This window comes from Cupriavidus sp. 8B (assembly GCF_054589115.1).
Genome location: NZ_BAAILO010000259.1, coordinates 1 through 17,775, shown reverse-complemented (window position 1 = coordinate 17,775; position 17,775 = coordinate 1). Strand labels below are relative to the sequence as shown.

Sequence of the window (17,775 nt, the reverse complement as noted above, 5' to 3'; positions counted from 1 at the left end):
GCGCGCCAGCCCATAAGGGTTTCCGCTCCCTCCTCCAAGAATTGAGAATCGTCTCAGGCCGGACGCCGAAGCCGACGCTTATGCTTCATCAGCACCTACTGCTTCCTGTTCGTCCGAGCAAAGCATGCGCCTGGAGGTGCTTTGTTCCTGTGCTGTTCGCGCCGCCGGCGAAAAACCGTGCGGCGCGCTTTTTCAAAAGCGCGATCCACTTGCGGCAAGCGCCGCCCAGCTCGAATTGAAAGCACTCACTTTTCATGTTCACGGCATCCGTGCCGTAAGCCCTTCCAGCTTGTGCCAGGCATGTGCGCCCCGGACACCGTGCATGCCTGCGCTTGCGCAGGAGCATTGCCATGCCTTTGAGAATCCTGATTGCCGATGACCATCCCGCCATTACGCTCGCAGTCAGGAGCCAGTTGCGGGGCCAGACCGGCTGGGAGATCTGCGCGGATGTCCACAGCGCTGCCGAGCTGCTGCAGGCCGCACGCGTATTCCGGCCCGATATCGTCGTCACCGACTACCACATGCCGTGCTGCAATGCGAGCGATGGCATCCGCTTGCTAGCCAACCTGCGGCGACACTTTCCGGCGCTAGGCGTGGTGGTGCTCACCATGATCACCAACCCGCTGGTCCTGCGCGCCATCCTGAACGCGGGCGCACATGGCCTCCTGCTCAAGGACTCGCAGCTGGACGAACTGGTCACCGCCATCATCCGCGTCGAGCGCGGGCTGCGCTTTATCGGTGAATCCGCCGCGCGCGTGCTGGAGCAGTCCGGCGCCCACTACGCGCCCGGCCGCGCCGGCGCCCTGTGCTTGTCGGTACGCGAGTCCGAAGTCATGCGGCTCTACCTCAGTGGCAACTCGGTTACCGGGATTGCCGGGCAGCTAAGCCGCAGCGTCAAGACCATCAGCCGCCAGAAAAACAGCGCCATGCGCAAGCTGGGCGCCAGCAATGAACGCGAGCTGTTCGACTTCGCCGCGCAGCAGGGGCTGGTGCTGCCGAGCCTGGATAGCGCGCAGGAGAGCCCGCCGCCCGGCCACTCCGACTGGCTATAATCGCAGCGCCGCGCAGGCGGCCGCTTCTGCCAACCCAGCCACTTAGCCAGCCACCGTCGTCGCCATGACCAACCTTGCCGCAGCCGTCGCACCCGCAGCTCCAGGCACCTCATCCGATGCGGCAAGGCCCCTGCGCGTGCCCGCCATGCTGGTGGCGGCGCCGGCCTCGGGCCAGGGCAAGACCACGGTGACGGCCGCGCTGGCATGGCTGCACCGCCGCCAGGGCCGCACCGTCCGGGTCTTCAAGAGCGGTCCCGACTACCTCGATCCCTCCATTCTCGCCGCCGCCAGCGGCGCGCCGGTCCACTCGCTCGACTTGTGGATGACCGGCGCCGAAGACGCCGCCGCACGCCTTGCCCAGGCAGCGGCCGAAGCCGACCTGATCCTGGTGGAAGGCGTCATGGGCCTGCACGACGGCACGCCCAGCAGCGCTGACCTGGCACGCCATTTCGGCCTGCCGGTGCTTAGCGTGATCCAGGCCGGCGCGATGGCGCAGACGTTCGGCGCGCTGGCCTTCGGCCTCGCTGGCTACGGCCAGCCGCTGGCATCCATGCAAGTGCTCGCCAATGGGGTTGCCTCCCCGCGGCATGCCGAGATGCTGCGAGAGAGCCTGCCGGCGCATATCGCCTGGGCCGGCGCGCTGGCGCGCGACAACGCGGCATCGCTGCCCGAACGGCACCTGGGCCTGCTGGCGGCCGATGAACTGCCCGACCTCAACATGCGGCTGGATCGCCTCGCGGATGCACTCGCCGGGCAACCCATCGGCGCCCTGCCCGCGGCCGTGGAGATCGCCGCGGCGCCCCCGCTGCCCGTGCTGCCGCCGCTGCTGGCCGGCAAGACCATCGCCATCGCCCGCGACGCGGCGTTCCGCTTTCTCTACCCTGCCAACCTGGATACGCTCCAGGCGCTCGGCGCCCGGCTGGCCTTCTTCTCCCCGCTCGACGACGCTGCCTTGCCTGCCTGCGACGCCCTCTGGCTGCCCGGCGGCTATCCCGAGCTGCACGCCGCGCGCCTGTCGGCCAATACAGGCATGCTGGCCGCCCTGCGCCACGCCCATGCCGGTGGCCTGCCGATCCTCGCCGAATGCGGCGGCATGATGGCGTTGTTCGAGACGCTGGTCGACAAGGACGGGCAAAGCCATGCCGTGGCCGGCCTGCTGCCCGGCACGGTCACGATGCAACGCCGCCTTGCCGCGCTCGGCCATCAACAGCTGGCGCTGCCCGAAGGCACCTTGCGCGGCCACACCTTCCATTACTCCAGCGCGCAAACCCCGCTGGCGCCGTACTGCCACGCCACCGTGCCGCGCGACGGGTCGCGGGGCGAAGCGGTGTTCCGGCAGGGCACGCTGACGGCGTCCTACACGCATCTGTATTTCCCGTCCAACCCGTTGGCCATTGCGGCGCTGTTCAGCGGCACGCGGTGAGCAAAAACCTCACGCAATGCCGCAAAATTCGCGCCGATACTGCTCCGGCGTGGCGCCAGCCTCGCGCTGGAACATCGCAATAAACGCGGATGCCGTGCTGTAGCCGAGCTCGAACGCGATCTCCTGCACGCTGCGGCCCGCCTCCAAGGCATCGATAGCGCGCAGGAAGCGCAGGCGCTGGCGCCAGTCGCCAAACGACATGGCGAGCTCAACCTGGCAACGGCGCGCAAGGGTGCGTTCGGTCATGTGCACGCTGGCTGCCCATTCGGCCAACAAGCGATGGTCGCCAGGATCGGCCTGCAGTGCCTCCAGCACGGTGGCCAAAGCGGGCGTGGTTGCCGCCGGGAGGTAGCAGCGCTGCACCGGCGCCACGGCAAGCTGGTCGACCACCACATGCGCCAGCCGGAGATCGGCCGGCGTGCGTGGCACATGCACATCGCGCGCGGCAAAGTCGGCCAGCACGCTCTTGATGATCGGGCTGATGCGTACCGTGCAGGGCGCGCTTGGCAACTGGGCGCAAAGGCCCGGCTCGATGTAGATCGAGCGGTAAACGATCGCGTGCCGCAACGTGCAGCTGTGCACGACCTTTGGTGGTATCCATATGGCGTACTGCGGCGGGGAAAGCAGCCGCAAGCCTTCGGTTTCCATCTGCATCGCGCCGTGCGCGGCGTAGTTCAGATGGCCCCAGCTATGGCTGTGCGCCTGTGCCTGCGTATCGGCGCCGAACTCGTCGTAACGCAAGTAGAAGGGGCCTTCCATCCCTTCGACATCCAGGATCGGCAGAAAACGCCGCTTGTCAGCCATAGCCATGCTCATCGGGTCGTCGCTACACAGAGTCCGGAATTCCGGTCGATATGTCCTAATCGAGCTATATAGATCAACACAGACGCGCTCATGATAGCGTTCCATACACATCAGAGAAAGCGCTCATGTGGCAATACGCCTTCCCGCTCCTGGCCGTCGTGATCTGGTCGGGCAACACCGTCGTCAGCAAGATGGCCGCCGGCACCATCGCGCCGGCTGAGATCAGTTTCTACCGCTGGCTGCTGGCGGCCCTGCTCTTTACGCCGCTGGCGCTACGCCCGGTGCTGCGCAACTGGCCAGCGATCCGGCCCAGATTGGGGCGGATCGCGGTGCTGGGCCTGCTCGGCATGGTGGCCTATCAGTGCCTGGCCTACTACGCCGCCTACATGACCACGGCCACGCACATGGGCATCATCGGCTCGCTCACGCCGATGATGGTGCTGGCCTTGTCGATCTTGCTGCTGGGACAGGGCCTGACCGCTGGCGCCGTGGCGGGGTCCGTGCTGTCGATTACCGGCGTGCTGGTGGTCGTGTCGTCCGGCAACCTGGGCAGCCTGCTGACAAGCGGCGCCAACCTGGGGGACGCGCTGATGCTGCTGGCCATGCTGGCCTACGCGGTCTACGTGATCTTGCTCAAGCGCTGGAACATGAAAGACGTGCCTGCATTGCAGTTGCTCTACCTGCAGATCGTCGTCGCGGTCATCGCTCTGCTTCCGCTATACCTGCTCACGCCAAGGATGGGCCTCTCGGCTGCCAATCTCCCGCTGGTAGGGTTCGCCGGGCTCATGGCGTCGATGGTCGCGCCGCTGGTATGGATGCACGCCGTCGCCCGCATCGGGCCGAGCCGCGCGAGCATGTTCTTCAACCTGATTCCCCTGCTCACCGCGCTGATTGCAGCGGGCTTGCTTGGCGAATCGCTCGCGCCATATCACGCGGTCGGCGGGGTGCTCACGGTGTTGGGCGTGCTGCTGGCCGAGGTGTGGACGGCGCCGCTGCGGCTGCAACTGGCTCGGCCCCAAGGGTAGTTACGGCAGTTAGGGTCGTTAAGGCAGGTTCATCGCTGATGCCGCGCTCACACGGCATCAGCCTTGTCCTGCTGCGTGCGCAGCACCGCTTCGGCAATGCCGCCCTCAAGCTCCTCCAACCCCTTGGACAGATTACGCATGGTGGTCTCGGAGACGTTTTCCAGCACGTCCTGCAGAAACGCCGAGCGCAGCGGCATTGCCTGCTCCACGATGCCATGGCCGAGCGCCGACAGGGTGACGTTGGTCACGCGGTTGTCGCGCTCGCTGGTGTTGCGCTCCACCCAGCCGAGCTCCTGCAGCGCCTTGAGCTGGCGCGTGAGCGCGCCCGGGTCCATGCCGACGCGGTCGGCAAGGGGCTTCTGCGCGATGGGCCCGGCGTGGGCGTACAACGCGGAAAGAATGCGCCAACGCGGCAAAGGATGGCCGATGCGCTGCTCGAAAGCCGCCGCATAGGCCCGGTAAGTTCGCCCGAACTGCTGTAGCACAGCCAGGCTTTGACGCTCCAATTCCACTCCAGTCTCCTGCTTGGGTCACCGTCACGCGACGGGCAACCTCACGACATTATCGGCTAGTCCGGCGCCCTACTCCGTTGCCATGACCGGCTTGACGGCACGCTCCAGCTTGATCGGCGGCACCCGCCGCGAACGCCACAGGCCCAGCACCGCGATCACCGCGGCCAGCGCCAGCCCCATGTGGATGGCCCCGACCAGCGACAGCCGCGCCTGCTCCAGCAACAGGGCGCCATTATGTCCGGCCGCCTCCAGCTGCGACAGCAGGCTGGCCTGCGCCGCGCGGTCGATCAGGATCTGCGGGTCCGCCATGCGCGCCTGCCACTGGCCGGCACCGGCGCTCTGCAGCGCATCGTGCACGCCACTCAGGTAACTGCGCGTGACCAGCGTGCCCACCACGGCGGTACCGATCATGCCGCCGACCATGCGCAGCGACTGCAGCATCGCCGTGGCAATGCCCAGATGCTCGCGGCCCGCGGTCTGCTGCGCGAACACCGTCAGGTTGGGCATGATGAAGCCCAGCCCGAAGCCACACAGCAACATCATGCCCAGCAACAGATGATGCGACATCCCGCGCGTCGCCTGGGACAGGCCCAGGCAGGCCAGCGCAAGCATGGCGAATCCCGCATACAGCATATTGTTAGGCTGCCGGATGCGCGTGATGATGCGCCCGTTGATGATACTGCCCACCGTGATGCACACTACCAGCGGGGTCACCAGCACGCCTGCCTCCTTCGGCGAATAGCCAAAGCCACCCTGGAACAGCAGCGGCGCGTACAGCAGCAGCGAGAACATCGCGAAGCCGACGAACACGGCCAGCAGGAATAACGGCGCCAGCCCTGGATTGCGGAACATCTCCAGCGGCAGGATCGGGTTCGGCGTGCGGCGCTCCCATTGCCATAGGCCAACCAGTGCGCACACCGACATCAACAGCAATCCGCCGGTGACCAGCCCAAACCCACGCTCGGGCATCAGCTCCACGCACAACTGCAAGCCGCCCAGCCCCACGCCGATCAACGCCGCGCCGAGCCAATCCACCTTGATCGCGCCGGTATTGGTCTGCTGGCGCAAGTGCGGCAGGTATCGCCAGGCAAACCACAACCCCAGCAAGCCCACCGGCAAGTTCACGTAGAACACCGAGCGCCAGCCGTAGGCCTCGGTCAGCACGCCGCCAAGCGACGGCCCCACCGCATTGGCAATGCCGAACGCCGCGCTCATCATCACCTGCCAGCGCAAGCGCACATGCGAATCGGGGAACAGGTCAGGGATACAGGCAAAGGCAGTGCCCACCAACATGCCGCCGCCAATGCCCTGCAGCCCACGGGCCAGCACCAGGAACGGCATGCTAGTCGCCATGCCGCACAGCGCGGAAGCCAGCGTGAACACGACGATGGACGCCATCACGAAGGGCTTTCGCCCGTAGTAATCGCCCAGCCGCCCGAAAATCGGCACCGTGATCACCGACATCAGCAGATAGGCCGTCGCCACCCAGGCGTAGTACTCGAACCCCTGCAGTTCCGCCACCACGGTAGGCAGCGCGGTGCCGACCACGGTCTGGTCAAGTGCTACCAACATCACCACGAATGCGATACCCAGCATGGCCAGCAGGGATTCGCGGAATGGCAGCACCTGCCCGCTGCTATGCGCCTCGCGAGGCTGCGAAATCATTTTGTTGTTCCATCAATGATTGTGGAGTCAATCATTATAGGACAGGGTTGCGGGAATGGGAGTGGCTTCCACGCCACGGCAGTACATGGAGAATTAAGATGCTCCCATCAACCGGTCCGCCAGGACGATTTCATTCGGTACCTGCTTTTTCTCAAGCTTGCAGCGCCCCCATCAGCACCTGTACCAACTGGCCACCTTCTGGCGTGGCCCAGCTACCGGCAAGTTCCGCGATCAGTTGGTTGGTACTGGTCAGGGTTACGCCGCCGCGCTCCATCCGGCGCAGGGCGATGTCGTCGGCCATCTTGCTCGGCGAGCCGCCCGCGTCGGCGACTACCTGTACCTCGAAACCATCGCGCACCAGGCTCAGCGCGGGATAGACCGTGCACACGTCATTGGTGACACCGGCAATGATCAGCTTCCTGCGCCCGGTTGCCTTGACAGCCGCGGCAAAATTGTCGTCATCCATGGCATTGACGATGCCAAGCCGCTGGATGCGGGCAGCGAATTCGGACGGCAGGATTGATTCCAGTTCGCTCAGCAGCGGCCCTTGCGCGTGCTCTTCCATGCTGGAGGTCAGCACAACCGGCAGCTTCAGGATGCGAGCTGCCTGCGCCAGCATCAGCGCATTGCGTTTCATCTCTTCGAACGAAATGGATTTCACCCAGCCCATGGTGCCGACCTGGTGATCGATCAGCAGCAAGGCGGCATTGTCGGCACTGAATTTCTCGTAAGTCATCATGATTCTCCTAGGGTTTTAACTGCAGCATGTGCACGGTCTTGCCGGTCTCGGCTGCCATGGTTCACGCGCTGCAGGCGGGCTATGGCTGGCATGGCGGCAGTCCTCAGGCAGTTTCTTCCGCACTCAAGGCGGGGTAGTCGGTGTAACCCTGCGCGCCGGGCGTGTAGAACGTCGCCTTGTCGGGAGCGTTGAGCGCCGCGCCCTGGCGCAAGCGCTCGGGCAGGTCCGGGTTGGCCAGGAAGGCACTACCGAAAACAGTGGCGTCGGCGCGCCCCAAAGCCAGGAGGGCCTCGGCGGCAGTTTGATCGAGTCCGCCGCCGACCAGGTAAGCGCCATCGAAGCGCGGCCGCAGCAGCGCGTGGTAGTCAACGCTGGCGCCGAACAGGGCGACGTGCAGGTATGCGAGATCGAGCCGGCGCATTTGCTCGACCAGGTACGTGTAAGTCTCCTGCGGCGTGGCGTCGATGACGTCATTGAAGCCCATTTCCGGCGAAATCTTGATGCCGACGCGGTCGCCGCCGGCCTCAGCCACCATCGCCTCCAGCACTTCCAGCACAAAGCGGGCGCGGTTGGCGACGGAACCGCCATACTCGTCCTGGCGCTGATTGCTGCCGGACGAGAGGAATTGTTCGGGCAGATAGCCCGATGCGGCATGCAGTTCGACACCGTCAAAGCCGGCTGCCAGGGCGCGGCGCGTCGCCAGGCGGTAGTCCGCAACAACGTCGGCGATCTCGGCCACGCTCAGGGCTCGCGGGGTGATGAAATCCTGCAGGCCGTCGGCGGTCCAGGTCTGGCCGGCCGGCTTGATCGGCGACGGCCCCACCGGCAGCGCACCGCCCGGCAGCAGCGACGGGTGGGAGATGCGCCCGCTGTGCATCAGTTGCATGAAGATACGTCCGCCGTTGGCGTGCACAGCCTCGGTCACGCGCTTCCAGGCCGCCACCTGGGTGTCATTGTGGATGCCGGGGGTCCGTACATAGCCCTTGCCTGTCTCGGAGGGATAGACGCCTTCGCTGACGATCAGGCCGGCGCCGCTGCGCTGCGCGTAGTAGGTGGCGACAACGTCGCCTGGCACGCCCGCGTCATCGGCGCGCGAACGGGTCATCGGGGCCATGACCAGGCGGTTGGGCAGGGAATGGCGGCCGATGCGAATGGGGGTGAATAGCTGGTTCATGCTGTGCTCCGAAGTGATTGGTTGATGTAGAGCATGATCCAGCAAACCATCCACGGGATAAATATGGCAAGATTGAATTGATTGATCCACCAATGGAGCAATCAAGATGGAACTGCTGAACGACATGGCCCTGTTCGTCGAGGTCGTCAAAGCCAAGAGCTTTCGCCGTGCGGCGGAGGCAATCGGCATGCCGAACTCGACGTTGTCGCGCCGCATCACCAGCCTGGAAAAGGCCATCGGGCTACGGCTCCTGCACCGCACGACGCGCAAGATCGAGCCAACCGAGGCCGGCCAGATCTATTTCGACCGTTGCAAGCGCATCGTCGACGAGGCGCGGCTTGCGCACGAGCAGCTCGGCGAGCTCCTGGCGCAGCCGAGCGGCGTGTTGCACGCGTCGCTGCCGGTGGATTTCGCCAATGTCTTCCTGGCACCCCTGATCGCGGAATTCGCCAGCCGCTATCCCGGCATCAGCTTCGAGTTCGACCTCACGTCGCGGCGCGTCGATCTGGTGGCCGAGCCGGTCGATGTCGCGATCCGCATTGGGGAGCCGCCAAGTTCGAACCTGATCGCGCGCCGGCTCGCCCTTGTGCCACGCTATCTTTACGCTTCGCCGCAATATATTGAACGTTTCGGCGAGCCAAGCCAGCCGGCCGACCTCGTGCGGCACGAGTGTCTGCGCCTGCGCACGACGGAGGCCAGCGCATGGACATTGCATGACGCGACGAAAACGGTTGAGGTCGCGGTCGGCGGCCGGTTCTTGCTCAACAGCGTTGGCATGATCCGGCGCCTGGCCGCGCTCGACCTCGGCATCGCCGTATTGGCGGAAGCCATCATCGGCGACGACGTGGCCAATGGGCTACTGCGTCGCGTGCTGCCACAGTGGCAGGCAACGCCACTCCCCGTCTATGCCATCACCGAGACGCGCCTGCTGCCCGCAAAGACGCTGCGTTTCATCGAGTTCCTGCGGGAGCGCTTGGGGCAGTAACGCCCCTCTCCCCGGAGGCGCAATCGATCGTAACGCGTCCGGAGTTTGATTGACGCGCCCGTGGCTCAGCCCTCCTCCCTCCTCCCTCCTCCCTCCTCCCTCCTCCCGCGTGCCGCGTGCCGCGAGCTAATATTGATACCATCAATTCGCCCCCCGATGCGACGATGAACAAGCTCTACTCCCTGGACCTGAATCTCCTGCTCGTTTTTGATGCGATGATCCGCGTTGGCAGCGTGTCCAGGGCCGCGGAGGAAATGGGGCTGACCCAGCCTTCCACGAGCAACGCGCTCGCGCGCCTGCGGAATTTCTTCGGCGATCCGCTGTTCGTGCGTTCTGACGGCGCCATGAGGCCGACGCCGCTGGCCTTGCAAATGGCGGAACAGGTCCAGGAAGCGCTGGGACAACTCCGCCGGGCGATCGAGGACAAGCGGCACTTCGACCCGATGACTTCCTGCCGGCGTTTTTCCATCTGCATGAACGAGATGGGACAACGCGTCTTCCTGCCGAAGATCGTCACCCGCTTCGCCGAGATTGCGCCCCGGGTAGACCTTGAGGCTATCGAAATGACATCGCAGCAGGCGCAGGCGGCGATGCCCAATGGCGACGTCGACCTTGTGATTGGCTATTTCTCGGATTTCGGGCCGAACTTTTTTCGCCAGCGCGTGGCGACAGGTCATTACGTCGCCGTTGCGCGCATGGGGCATCCCCATATAGACGGGACCCTTACCCTCCCCGCCTACCTGAGCGCCTCGCACATCTCCTACGTGCCCACACTCGGCAATCACGCCGCGCTGGAAGCGCTCCTCGCGCAGGAGTTCATGAAACACGGCGTGCGGCGCCGCGTCGCGTTGCGCGTAGCGAATTCGCTCGGCATCCCGAAGATCATCTCCAGCACCGACCTGATCATGACCGTACCGTCCGTGCTGGCGCAGGCGTTCTGCGAAACGGCCGCCGTGCAGGTCTTCGACCTGCCGTTCGAGATTCCGCATATCGAGATATTCCAGTACTGGCACGCACGCTATCACCACGACCCTGCCAATCAGTGGCTGCGCGCCCAGTTCAAGAGCCTGTTTTCTGCTGCCTGACACTCCGGACGACATTGCCAGGATCAATGCTCTGTTAATGCTTGCAGAGCACATTTCATCCGCTAGCCGGCCTGATCCCGGTGATTTCTGCCTCGCACCTTACGACTTCTTTCCCCCGGTATTCACTGCGCCAATAACTTACATTGACGCTACTGCATAGACGCACCGCGGGTCGCGCCCTAACCTCCCATCACATTCCCGAAGAAGGAGGAGACGCAATGAAGACATCGGACCTGCAGCCGTCAGCGCTTATGTCTGCGCGTGCCACGGCATCGCCCAATTCCCCGATTGCAGTGGCTTGGGAGTTTTTGTCATGACCAGGCACACGATCACCCTGCTGCCCAGTGGCAACCAGTTCCAGTGCGACGACGGCGAGACTATCCTGAAGGCCGGCCTGGCTGCCGGCCTCCTCATGCCTTACAGCTGCCGCTCAGGTGCCTGCAACACCTGCCGCGGCACCGTCAAGCAAGGCAAGGTTGATTTCGGCAATGTCCACCCGACCTACCTCAGCGACGACGACAAGCGCGCCGGCAAGGCGCTGCTGTGCTCGGCCAAAGCCATCGGCGACTGCAGCATCGAAGTCCGCGAACTGGACCCCGGGGAAGCTTTCCCGGTGCGCCGTCTGCCGTGCCGCGTACTGCATCTCGAAAGGGTAGCGCCAGACGTCATGCTGGTCACCATCGGCCTGCCGCCCAACGAGCCGGCCGTCTTCAAGGCCGGCCAGTACGTTGACTTCCTGCTCAAGGACGGCACGCGGCGCAGCTACTCGATCGCGACCGCCCCCGTCAGCGAAGGTGTGAGGCAGTTCGACCTGCACGTCCGCCTCGTTCCCGGTGGCCGCTTCACGGAACACGTGTTCAGCACGATGAGGCTGCGCGAAACCATGATGCTGGAAATGCCGCTCGGGTCCTTCTACTGGCGCGCGCGGAGCGACAAACCGATGATCATGCTTGCTTCGGGCACCGGCTTCGCACCGATCAAGTCCATCATCGACTACAGCATCGTGTGCGCAAACACGCGTCCCATCACCCTCTACTGGGGCGGCCGCACACGCGCATGCCTCTACATGGCTGCGCTTGTCGAGAAATGGGTCGCCGACCACGACCACATCAAGTTCATTCCTGTCGTGAGTGACGCCACCCCGGGATGCAACTGGACTGGTCGCAGCGGATTCGTGCACGAGGCGGTCATGGAAGATTTCCCCGACATGTCCGCCTGTCAGGTGTATGCCTGCGGCGCGCCGGTCGTCGTCGATTCCGCCCGCCGCGATTTTACGGTGCGGTGCGGCCTTCCGGAAGGCGAGTTCTACGCCGATTCTTTCATCAACGAAGCAGACAGGCAGAAAGCCGCAGCTTGAGCTGACCGGCTTGATCTGACCGCCAATATGGAGGAGATAACACAATGGAAATCAACATCGAAGACGCCATTCCCGCGGACTTCACCGTGCCCGTCCCGGAGCGCGATTCGCTCGTAAAGCCCTTCTGCCTGGGACATGGCACCCTGGAATGCTACAGCCTGAAGGCGTCCCGCAAGTTCTACGATGAGTTCCTCGGCCTGGAGTGCCGCCGCCACGCCAAACCGTCGATGTCGGTTCGCCTGGGTATGCGCTTTCACATTGTGTGCGTGGAAGTCGGCGAGGCGGTCCATCCCTGCAACGTGCTTAACCATTGGGGGCTGGACGTCAAGTCGCGCGACAGCGTGGACGCTGCCTACCAGGCGGCGCTCAAGTACAAAGACCAATACAAGATCCGCCAGGTGCTGGAACCGCAAGAGCAGCACAGCGTGTACTCGTTCTACCTGGAAGACCTGGACCACAACTGGTGGGAGATCCAGTACTACGCTAACGGATTCCAACATGACGACTTCTTCGATTTCGGGGACCGATTCTCAGACGACGAAAAAGTCGACCTCAACGCGCTTCCTGAACTCAATATCTTCGGAAAGGCAGACTAAATGATTCAGCTCGTTACTTTCAAGGTGCCCGATGGCGTGCGCACCGGCATGATGACCAACGGAAAAATCTACCAATCCCGCGCCTACAACGACATGCTCGAAGTGCTCGCGGACTGGTCCAACGCTTGCGCAAGACTCGCGACGCTTGGCCCCAATCTGGCCGAGCGAGAGGACGTGAAGCATGCCCAACTGGTTGCCCCGCTTCCGGCGCCGCGGAACATCTATTTCGCGGGAGCGAACTACAAGGACCATGTAGAGGAAATGAAAGCGCGTCTAAATCTCAACATCAACGCCGATCCGAAGGGAAGCGGCGAGAAGCCCTGGCACTCACTCAAGGCGACCGGCTCGAGCGTGGTGGGCCCCGGCAGCAAGGTGGCGCTGCCCGGCGGGTCGAAGATGCTCGACTGGGAGGTGGAACTGGCGGTCGTCATCGGCAAGCCTGCGAAGGATGTGCCGCGGGACAAAGCACTTGACCATGTAGCTGGCTATACCGTCGCCAACGACCTGTCCGCTCGCGACCACATCTTCCGCCCCGAAGTGGCAGAGAGCTCGCCCTTCCGCTATGACTGGATCGGCCAGAAGTCATTCGACGGTTCCTGCCCGATGGGTCCGGCCATCACGCCTGCGCAATGCATCGGCGACCCGATGAACCTGAGCATGAAACTGTGGGTCAACGGCAAGCTCAAGCAGGATTCCAACACCAATCAGATGCTGTTCGACATCGCCGACCAGATCTCCCATCTGTCCTCGCGCGTCACGCTCCTGCCGGGCGACGTTGTCCTGACGGGTACGCCGGCCGGGGTCGGCATGCCGAACATGGACTTCCTGAAGCCGGGCGATGTCGTCAAGCAGTGGATCGAAAACATTGGCGAGTTCGAGTTCACGATCGCGCAAGCAGCGTAGAGATTGGCGGGCCGCGCCGGCGCACGTGACAGACCCAGGGTGGAAAGTGGAAACGGCTTGCGTGCATGAGCTTTGACAACAAAATCGGCCGGAATTGTTCTAAGCAACATTTCCGGCCGTCCCGCTTCACGCGGCTCCATGCGCGCTCCCCGGCGCCGTGCAAAAGCCGCTCGCCTAGAATATGTGCTTCAAGCCGACCATTGCGCCAAGCTGGTTTCCACCTGGCACCGGGTTGGTACCGGCCTGGCCACTGTTGACGGACAAAGCGAGGTTTCCGAGATTGTCGATAAAGCCTGCCGTCGCATACACGGATGTCCGTTTTGAGAACGCATAGGTGCCGCGGCCCGCGAACATCCATGCCTTGTTCGGGCTGTTGTGAAAGCGAAGGTGATAGGCCTCTGCATCGACGCTGATCGTCGGCGTGATCGGGTAGGATGTCCCAAGGTAATAGAGGTCGCTGCGCGGCGTCGCGCTGGCCCGGTTGTCGCGGCGCAGCCATCCGCCTCCGATCTTCGCCTCTCCCACCATGAAATACCCGTTGAGGGAAAGCCGGTCGTCCGTGAGGGCGCTGCTTGTCAGGCCAGCAAAGGCACCAGGCCCGCCTCGCAACGAATCGTAGGCCGCCGCTACGCTCCAGCGCGCCGCATCATATTTCAGGAGCGCCGACCACTCACGACACGATCGCATGTCTGCCGGGTTCTCCCCCGCGCAATTGGTGCCGGCCGGACTCGGGCCGGCGTTGACCGTGTCGCGACCGAAGCTGTAGGTGGCGCCAACCGTCAGGCCACCAAAGGTGCCTTTGTAGGACACGGCATTGTCCGCGCGCGCATTCGGTATGTAACTGTCGAGCGATCCGGAACCAAAGAGATTTGGGCCAAGCATGTCGGGCTCGGCCATGGCCCAGAAGAGCATCGTGTACTGGCGCCCGAGTGCCACCTGCCCCCAGCGCCCGGAGAGGCCTACCAGCGCCTGGCGGCCGAACAGGCGCCCTCCCTGGCCCGACGCACCGCTGTCTGGCAGGAAGCCAGACTCCAGCCAGAAGATCGCCTTGTTGCCGCCGCCGATGTCTTCGCTCCCGCGCAAGCCCCAACGGGACGGAACGGTACCGGTCAGGCTAGGCATGAAGGTTTGGGTGTCGCGTGCCTGGCCGACGCCATTGACGAAGGCGATGCCGGTGTCGACGACGCCATATAACGTCGCGTTCTGCGCGGCGGCCAATCCGGGAGCTGCCATCAGGAGCGCAGCGGCCATCTTACGAATCCTCATGTTTCCTCCTCCATTCGCTGTCATATAGTTATTGGCTGACGTTGCGAGAGCGCCACCAGGCCTCCGTCAAGGTGGCAAATGCCCAGCCGTACGTGCCGGCATGACCCGGCACGTCCGAGATTCGCCAGGTCTGTCAATCCACGGCGAAGGCTGTCGCTAAGCTTCGGCGTGTTCTCCGCCTCGCTGCGTAACCAGGTCGAGCGCCACATCGACGATCATGTCCTCCTGGCCACCGACCATGCGACGCTTCCCCAGCTCCACCAGGATGTCGACGGTCTTCAGCTTGTAGCGTGCTGCTGCGGCTTCGGCATGGCGCAGGAAACTCGAGTAAACACCGGCGTAGCCCAGGGCCAGGGTTTCTCGGTCCACACGTACTGGCCTGTCCTGCAACGGGCGTACGATGTCGTCAGCGGCATCCATCAGGGTGTAGAGGTCGCAGCCGTGCTTCCAACCCAGCCGGCTGGCGGCTGCGATGAACACCTCCAGCGGCGCGTTCCCTGCGCCCGCACCCATGCCGGCCAGGCTCGCGTCCACACGGTCGCAGCCCTCTTCCACCGCGACGATGGAGTTGGCCACGCCCAGGCTCAGGTTGTGGTGTGCGTGAATGCCGGTCTGGGTCTCGGACTTGAGCACGTCCTTGAATGCGCGGAAGCGGTCGCGCACATCGCTCATGTTTAGGGCCCCACCGGAATCGACCACGTAGACGCACTGCGCGCCGTAGCTTTCCATCAGCCTGGCCTGCTGCGCCAGCGCGGCGGGCGTGGTCATGTGGCTCATCATCAGGAAGCCCACCGTGTCCATGCCAAGCTCGCGCGCGTACTCGATATGCTGGCGCGATACATCCGCCTCGGTGCAGTGCGTGGCCACGCGAACCACGCGCGCGCCGGCATCGTAGGCGGCGCGCAGGTCGTGCAACGTGCCCACGCCGGGCAGCAGCAGCGTCGCCACCTTGGCGTGGCGCACGGTATCGGCTACCGCGGCGATCCATTCGACATCGGTATGCGCGCCGAAGCCATAGTTGAAGCTCGAGCCAGAGAGGCCGTCGCCGTGCGCGACCTCGATCGAGTCCACCCCCGCTGCGTCCAGCGCGGCGGCAATGCGGCGCACGTGGTCCAGGCTGTACTGGTGCCGGATGGCGTGGCTGCCGTCACGCAGGGTGACGTCCGAGATATAAAGCTTCTTGTTCAGATCCATGTCTATCTCCTCGTGCACGGTCAGATGGCTGCCAGGCTGGTCTCGGCCAGGCGCTCGGCGCAGGTCAGCGCGGCGCTAGTCATGATGTCGAGGTTGCCGGCATAGGCCGGCAGGTAGTGAGCGGCGCCCTCCACTTCCAGGAACACTGTGGTCTTCAATCCGCTGGCGGGCCCGATGCCCGGTACGTTCAGCGGCGCAGAAGCGGGAATGCGTTCAAACTGCACGCGCTGCTTGAGCCGGTAGCCCGGCACGTAGGCCTGCACGGCCTGCGCCATCTCCGCAATGCTCGCCTCGATAGCCGCCTCGTCGGCTGGATCGGACAGCGTGAACACCGTATCGCGCATGATCAGCGGCGGCTCGGCGGGGTTCAGCACGATAATGGCCTTGCCACGCGCTGCACCGCCTACCGAGCAGATCGCCTGGCTGGTGGTCTCGGTGAACTCGTCAATATTGGCGCGCGTGCCCGGCCCGGCAGACTTGCTGGAGATCGAGGCCACGATCTCCGCGTAATGCACCTTGGCCACGCGAGATACCGCCGCCACCATCGGGATGGTGGCCTGGCCGCCGCAGGTCACCATGTTGATATTGCTGGCCTCCAGGTGCTGATCCAGGTTGACCACCGGCACCACATAGGGGCCGATCGCCGCCGGCGTCAGGTCGATCACCCGCACCCCGTGCTGCTGCAGCAACTGGTTATGGTGCGCGTGCGCACCGGCCGAGGTGGCGTCGAAGGCGATGCGGATATCGCCAAAGCTCTCCATCGCCAGCAGGCCTTCGATGCCCCCGGCGGTCGTCGGCACGCCTAGCCGCGCGGCGCGCGCCAGACCGTCGGAGGTGGGATCGATGCCGACCATCGCGCCCATCTCCAGATGGCGGCCATGCCGCATTACCTTGATCATCAGGTCGGTGCCGATATTGCCCGAGCCGATGATGGCTACCTTGTGCTTGCCTGCTTTCATATCCATGCTGACTCTCCCTTGCCGCCGCAGTCCATTAGCGGCCCAATTCCCTGGCCGATTTGCCGCCGATGCCGAAATGCGCCTTGGGCATTTCGGTGATCAGCACGCGCACGGTTTCGCGCGGGGCGCCGATCGACTCCACGGCGGCGTTGGTCAGCGCGCCGATCAGGCGGGCTTTCTGTTCATCGGTCCTGCCTTCGATCAAAAAAACTTGCATGATGGGCATGGTGTTGCTCCTGTCATATTTCAGATGTCATTGGGAACACGCAGTCTTGCTCCCTCTGACCTGCGCTGCCATCAGACGAACCGCATCGATACCGTGCCCAGGTGCTGGTAGCGCACGGTAATGTTGTCGCCAGCCGCCACCGCGATGGCCTCCGTCACGCCGCCGGTCATGATGAAGGTGCCGGCCGGCAGCTCGCGCCCGCGCGCCCCGAGCATGTTGGCCAGCATGGCCACGCTGCTGGCCGGATGGCCCAGCACAGCCGCACCGGCGGCGGTGGCGACCACCTCGCCGTTCCTTTCCATCACCACGCCGAGGTTCTTCAGATCGATCCCCTCGGCGCTGCGATGCGTGCCGCCCACCACGAAGCGGGCCGACGAAGTGTTGTCCGCGATCACGCTCTTGAGGTCGAAGCGGAAGTTCTCGTAGCGCGAGTCGATCACCTCCACCGCCGGCAGCACGAAGTCGGTGGCGGCCAGCACGTCGCCGATATGGCAACCCGGCCCCTTGAGCGGATGCTTGAGCACGAAGGCGATCTCGGCCTCCACCTTGGGGTGGATCAGCGACGCGGTGTCGATGGCGCCGCCGTCCATGCAGGCGCCGTAGTCGGTCAGGAAACCGTAGACTGGATCGGTCACGCCCATCTGGCGCATCTTGGCGAAGGAGGTCAGCCCCATCTTGAGGCCGGCGATGCGGGTGCCGCGTGCTTCCTTGCGTGCCCGGATCGCGTCCTGGATGGCGTAGGCGTCGTCCCAGTCCATGTCGGGATGGCTGTCGGTGATCTTGCGCACCGGCTCGCGGTTGCGCTCGGCG

General features: G+C 64.4%; 18 protein-coding genes. 8 read left to right on the top strand and 10 right to left on the bottom strand.

The window, feature by feature from the left end; translation table 11 throughout:
• The first annotated feature begins 350 nt into the window (after window positions 1–350).
• Together ACYP5B_RS25790 and ACYP5B_RS25785 are read left to right on the top strand one after the other, a co-directional pair.
• Complete coding sequence (locus tag ACYP5B_RS25790) at window positions 351–1,052, top strand: response regulator (RefSeq protein ID WP_318231639.1); 702 nt, start codon at window positions 351–353, stop codon at window positions 1,050–1,052.
• Between the two features lie 64 nt (window positions 1,053–1,116).
• Window positions 1,117–2,475 (top strand): cobyrinate a,c-diamide synthase, encoded by a 1,359-nt coding sequence (locus ACYP5B_RS25785; RefSeq protein ID WP_400094109.1) that lies wholly within the window; start codon window positions 1,117–1,119, stop codon window positions 2,473–2,475.
• 9 nt (window positions 2,476–2,484) lie between these two features.
• On the opposite strand, the gene ACYP5B_RS25780 is transcribed toward ACYP5B_RS25785, so the two are convergent.
• Complete coding sequence (locus ACYP5B_RS25780; RefSeq protein WP_459571585.1) at window positions 2,485–3,279, bottom strand: AraC family transcriptional regulator; 795 nt, start codon at window positions 3,277–3,279, stop codon at window positions 2,485–2,487.
• Between the two features lie 125 nt (window positions 3,280–3,404).
• Between ACYP5B_RS25780 and ACYP5B_RS25775 the strand changes: the two genes are divergently transcribed.
• Window positions 3,405–4,304, top strand: coding sequence for a DMT family transporter (locus ACYP5B_RS25775; protein ID WP_318231636.1), 900 nt, complete (start codon window positions 3,405–3,407; stop codon window positions 4,302–4,304).
• Window positions 4,305–4,351: 47 nt separating this feature from the next.
• Here ACYP5B_RS25775 and ACYP5B_RS25770 read toward each other — a convergent pair whose 3' ends face one another.
• The 4 genes from ACYP5B_RS25770 to ACYP5B_RS25755 all read right to left on the bottom strand — a co-directional run bounded on the left by ACYP5B_RS25770 (window position 4,352) and on the right by ACYP5B_RS25755 (window position 8,394).
• Entirely contained in the window at window positions 4,352–4,816 is a 465-nt protein-coding gene (locus tag ACYP5B_RS25770; protein ID WP_400094114.1) for a MarR family winged helix-turn-helix transcriptional regulator, read from the bottom strand.
• A 69-nt stretch (window positions 4,817–4,885) separates the two neighbouring features.
• Window positions 4,886–6,481, bottom strand: coding sequence for an MFS transporter (locus ACYP5B_RS25765; protein WP_459571584.1), 1,596 nt, complete (start codon window positions 6,479–6,481; stop codon window positions 4,886–4,888).
• A gap of 151 nt (window positions 6,482–6,632) precedes the next feature.
• Window positions 6,633–7,217 (bottom strand): isochorismatase family protein, encoded by a 585-nt coding sequence (locus ACYP5B_RS25760; protein ID WP_459571617.1) that lies wholly within the window; start codon window positions 7,215–7,217, stop codon window positions 6,633–6,635.
• A gap of 106 nt (window positions 7,218–7,323) precedes the next feature.
• Window positions 7,324–8,394, bottom strand: coding sequence for an alkene reductase (locus tag ACYP5B_RS25755; RefSeq protein ID WP_400094116.1), 1,071 nt, complete (start codon window positions 8,392–8,394; stop codon window positions 7,324–7,326).
• Window positions 8,395–8,500: 106 nt separating this feature from the next.
• On the opposite strand from ACYP5B_RS25755, the gene ACYP5B_RS25750 reads away from it, so the two are divergent.
• The 5 genes from ACYP5B_RS25750 (at window position 8,501) to ACYP5B_RS25730 (ending at window position 13,320) form a co-directional block, all read left to right on the top strand.
• Window positions 8,501–9,379 carry a LysR family transcriptional regulator gene (locus ACYP5B_RS25750; RefSeq protein WP_459571582.1) on the top strand — a complete coding sequence of 293 codons (879 nt, stop codon included), beginning with the start codon at window positions 8,501–8,503 and terminating at the stop codon, window positions 9,377–9,379.
• A 164-nt stretch (window positions 9,380–9,543) separates the two neighbouring features.
• A complete protein-coding gene (locus ACYP5B_RS25745) occupies window positions 9,544–10,464 on the top strand; it encodes a LysR family transcriptional regulator (RefSeq protein WP_459571581.1) in 921 nt (306 codons plus the stop codon).
• Window positions 10,465–10,777: 313 nt separating this feature from the next.
• Window positions 10,778–11,821, top strand: coding sequence for a CDP-6-deoxy-delta-3,4-glucoseen reductase (locus ACYP5B_RS25740; protein ID WP_400094121.1), 1,044 nt, complete (start codon window positions 10,778–10,780; stop codon window positions 11,819–11,821).
• Between the two features lie 44 nt (window positions 11,822–11,865).
• Entirely contained in the window at window positions 11,866–12,417 is a 552-nt protein-coding gene (locus tag ACYP5B_RS25735) for a VOC family protein (protein ID WP_459571580.1), read from the top strand.
• 36 nt (window positions 12,418–12,453) lie between these two features.
• A complete protein-coding gene (locus tag ACYP5B_RS25730; protein WP_459571579.1) occupies window positions 12,454–13,320 on the top strand; it encodes a fumarylacetoacetate hydrolase family protein in 867 nt (288 codons plus the stop codon).
• A gap of 174 nt (window positions 13,321–13,494) precedes the next feature.
• Here the strand turns inward: ACYP5B_RS25730 and ACYP5B_RS25725 are convergent, their stop codons facing one another.
• From ACYP5B_RS25725 to dmpH, 5 genes are all read right to left on the bottom strand, one after another.
• Entirely contained in the window at window positions 13,495–14,586 is a 1,092-nt protein-coding gene (locus tag ACYP5B_RS25725) for a porin (protein WP_459571616.1), read from the bottom strand.
• Between the two features lie 156 nt (window positions 14,587–14,742).
• Window positions 14,743–15,780, bottom strand: a complete 1,038-nt coding sequence (dmpG, locus tag ACYP5B_RS25720; protein ID WP_459571578.1) for a 4-hydroxy-2-oxovalerate aldolase — start codon at window positions 15,778–15,780, stop codon at window positions 14,743–14,745.
• A gap of 20 nt (window positions 15,781–15,800) precedes the next feature.
• Complete coding sequence (locus tag ACYP5B_RS25715) at window positions 15,801–16,745, bottom strand: acetaldehyde dehydrogenase (acetylating) (RefSeq protein WP_459571577.1); 945 nt, start codon at window positions 16,743–16,745, stop codon at window positions 15,801–15,803.
• Window positions 16,746–16,773: 28 nt separating this feature from the next.
• A complete protein-coding gene (locus ACYP5B_RS25710) occupies window positions 16,774–16,989 on the bottom strand; it encodes a 2-hydroxymuconate tautomerase (protein ID WP_459571615.1) in 216 nt (71 codons plus the stop codon).
• A gap of 47 nt (window positions 16,990–17,036) precedes the next feature.
• The coding region (gene dmpH / locus ACYP5B_RS25705; RefSeq protein ID WP_459571576.1) for a 2-oxo-3-hexenedioate decarboxylase at window positions 17,037–17,775 on the bottom strand (739 nt) is incomplete at its 5' end.

Bases quoted from the DNA above. Each gene is read 5' to 3' on its own strand.
- ACYP5B_RS25715 (WP_459571577.1), bottom strand. From the start codon at position 16,745: ATGGATATGAAAGCAGGCAAGCACAAGGTAGCCATCATCGGCTCGGGC.
- ACYP5B_RS25790 (WP_318231639.1), top strand. From the start codon at position 351: ATGCCTTTGAGAATCCTGATTGCCGATGACCATCCCGCCATTACGCTC.
- ACYP5B_RS25755 (WP_400094116.1), bottom strand. From the start codon at position 8,394: ATGAACCAGCTATTCACCCCCATTCGCATCGGCCGCCATTCCCTGCCC.
- dmpG (WP_459571578.1), bottom strand. From the start codon at position 15,780: ATGGATCTGAACAAGAAGCTTTATATCTCGGACGTCACCCTGCGTGAC.
- ACYP5B_RS25750 (WP_459571582.1), top strand. From the start codon at position 8,501: ATGGAACTGCTGAACGACATGGCCCTGTTCGTCGAGGTCGTCAAAGCC.
- ACYP5B_RS25760 (WP_459571617.1), bottom strand. From the start codon at position 7,217: ATGACTTACGAGAAATTCAGTGCCGACAATGCCGCCTTGCTGCTGATC.
- ACYP5B_RS25735 (WP_459571580.1), top strand. From the start codon at position 11,866: ATGGAAATCAACATCGAAGACGCCATTCCCGCGGACTTCACCGTGCCC.
- ACYP5B_RS25780 (WP_459571585.1), bottom strand. From the start codon at position 3,279: ATGGCTGACAAGCGGCGTTTTCTGCCGATCCTGGATGTCGAAGGGATG.
- ACYP5B_RS25725 (WP_459571616.1), bottom strand. From the start codon at position 14,586: ATGAGGATTCGTAAGATGGCCGCTGCGCTCCTGATGGCAGCTCCCGGA.
- ACYP5B_RS25775 (WP_318231636.1), top strand. From the start codon at position 3,405: ATGTGGCAATACGCCTTCCCGCTCCTGGCCGTCGTGATCTGGTCGGGC.
- ACYP5B_RS25785 (WP_400094109.1), top strand. From the start codon at position 1,117: ATGACCAACCTTGCCGCAGCCGTCGCACCCGCAGCTCCAGGCACCTCA.
- ACYP5B_RS25765 (WP_459571584.1), bottom strand. From the start codon at position 6,481: ATGATTTCGCAGCCTCGCGAGGCGCATAGCAGCGGGCAGGTGCTGCCA.
- ACYP5B_RS25740 (WP_400094121.1), top strand. From the start codon at position 10,778: ATGACCAGGCACACGATCACCCTGCTGCCCAGTGGCAACCAGTTCCAG.
- ACYP5B_RS25745 (WP_459571581.1), top strand. From the start codon at position 9,544: ATGAACAAGCTCTACTCCCTGGACCTGAATCTCCTGCTCGTTTTTGAT.